This window comes from Pseudoalteromonas sp. SANK 73390, assembly GCF_054966645.1.
In genome coordinates this window covers 1-1,442 of record NZ_ARPN01000081.1, presented here as the reverse complement: position 1 = coordinate 1,442, position 1,442 = coordinate 1, and the positions used below count along the sequence as shown (strand labels likewise).

Sequence of the window (1,442 nt, the reverse complement as noted above, 5' to 3'; positions counted from 1 at the left end):
GACATAAATGGTCATTTAAACGCTCAATCGCCTGAGCACTGAACAGACTCACATCATAGGTCCAGTGAATGTCCACCCCATCCTCATTCATGCTCAGGTCAATGTTTAAATCAAACTTCGCTGCCACTGATTGAGAAGCATAAGGGGTTATATCTAACCCCATTAAAGACCGCTTGTCTGTCCTCCCCACACCATAATCCGTCCCCATCGTCATCATGATTTGAAACAGTGGCGTATGACTTGTGCTTCTAGGCACCTTTAGTCTTTCTACCAATTGTTCAAACGGGACATCCTGATTCGCTTGTGTGTCTAAATGCGTCGCCTTTACATGAGCAAGGTACTCAGCCAAGGTGTCATGACCTGTATCCACTCTCAGCACCAGCGTATTTACAAAGAAGCCAATCAGTGGCGCCAGTCCCTCTTGTAGCCTGCTCGCCACTGGCGTGCCTATCACAATATCTCTGCTATTGCTGTGCCTTGAGAGCAATAACGACAATGTGCCATGTAACAGCATAAACGGAGTAAGTTGATATTGCTTCGCCACACCGTATAACAGTTGGCTCACAGCCTTCGGTAACGTCCCTTTAACCTGCGCCCCTTCGTAACCTTTAACCTCGCTCCTCGGATAGCTCAACGGCAAGCTATGTACCGCTGGGACATCTGCTAATTGCTGCGTCCAATAATTCAGTTGTTTGTCCAGCACCGCTCCTGCCACATGGGTTCTTTGCCAATGTGCATAATCAACATATTGTAGCGCTAACTCTGACAGTGGATTGGTTTGGTTTTGGCTATAAGCTTCATACAGTGTAAAGAACTCTGTGCTCAACACTTCCATCGACCAACCATCTGAGGCGATATGATGCATGTTAAACAACAACACCCCCGAAGTATCACTGGTGTGGATATAACCCACACGCAGCATCACATCCTGTGATAGGTCAAACGCTTTGCCAATATCTGCACTGACCAACCCACGCACCGCTTTTTCTTGTGCTGCTCCGCTCAATGCTCTGACATCTTCCACCGTTATCGCAAAGTCTATTTCCGACATTGGGCGAATGCGTTGCATCGCTTCGCCATCCACGTCGATATACACCGTTCTTAGCACTTCATGGCGCGCAAGAATGCTCTCAAACACCTGCTTGATTAATCCTAAATCAAGCACACCATATACTTGCCAGGCCATCGGCATGTTGTATTGCACCGAGCCACCTTGTAGCTGGTCGATAAACCATAAGCGCTGCTGGGCAAAGGAAGTGACATAGTGAGGCTTGGTACGCGCTATCGCTTCTAGTGGCGCTAGTACCTGTGTACCTTGATGTTCATCTATTGCAATCGCTAACTCGGCTAATGTCTTTGCGGCAAACACCGCTTGCACTGGCAATTCAACATTAAACTGGGTACGAATAAGCGAAATCAAGCGTATACTCAGCAGTGAGTGA

The 1,442-nt window shown here is 47.6% G+C and carries 1 protein-coding gene; it reads right to left on the bottom strand.

Annotated elements, in window-relative coordinates; genetic code table 11:
* Positions 1–1,442 (bottom strand): condensation domain-containing protein (locus SANK73390_RS10770; protein WP_462766030.1); only part of this gene is annotated, 1,442 nt, incomplete at both ends.